Here is a 519-nt window from a genome sequence, read left to right on the forward strand (position 1 = left end):
TTACCGTTAGTTAATCCGTTTCCGTTGGTTAATCCGTTACCGTTGGTTAATCCGTTACCGTTGGTTAATCCGTTACCATCTTTGAGACCGTTGTCTTTTAATGGTGATTTCCTAATCATGCGGACCTTCCGTAGAAGGAGCATATATATAACTTAACCTTTTTATTAAAATAGTGTATTTGGCGGGCACGGAGGGATTTGAACCCTCGACCTGCTGCTTAGGAGGCAGCCGCCATTCCTGGCTAGGCCACGTGCCCATAGAACCTTATTCTTCAGCTGTAAAATTTTTATTTAAGTCAGGCTTCTCCTTTACTTTCTCTTCGTAAAGTTTACCCATTAGGGGAGCTTTCAGATCTTTAAGACTATCTATCAAGTCTGCAGTTTCTAACAAATCAGGGATTGGTCGTTCATCAAGGATATTGGCATGCTTTTCTTCAATTTCTTTTTGAATCTCATCATTTACGGAGATTTGAGGCAATCTTATTTCATCAATTAGTTTTTCGGGGAAGCTTCCTTCCTG

The 519-nt window shown here is 40.5% G+C and carries 1 protein-coding gene and 1 tRNA gene; both read right to left on the reverse strand.

Annotated elements, in window-relative coordinates:
* Positions 1-179 precede the first annotated feature (179 nt).
* Positions 180-256: transfer RNA gene (locus QGG57_07150), tRNA-Arg, on the reverse strand.
* Between the two features lie 8 nt (positions 257-264).
* Positions 265-519: hypothetical protein (locus QGG57_07155; GenBank protein ID MDP7007929.1), on the reverse strand; the 255-nt coding region annotated here is incomplete at its 5' end.

The sequence above is a fragment of the Candidatus Poseidoniia archaeon genome, from assembly GCA_030748895.1.
In the GTDB taxonomy this organism is placed as follows: domain Archaea; phylum Thermoplasmatota; class Poseidoniia; order MGIII; family CG-Epi1; genus UBA8886.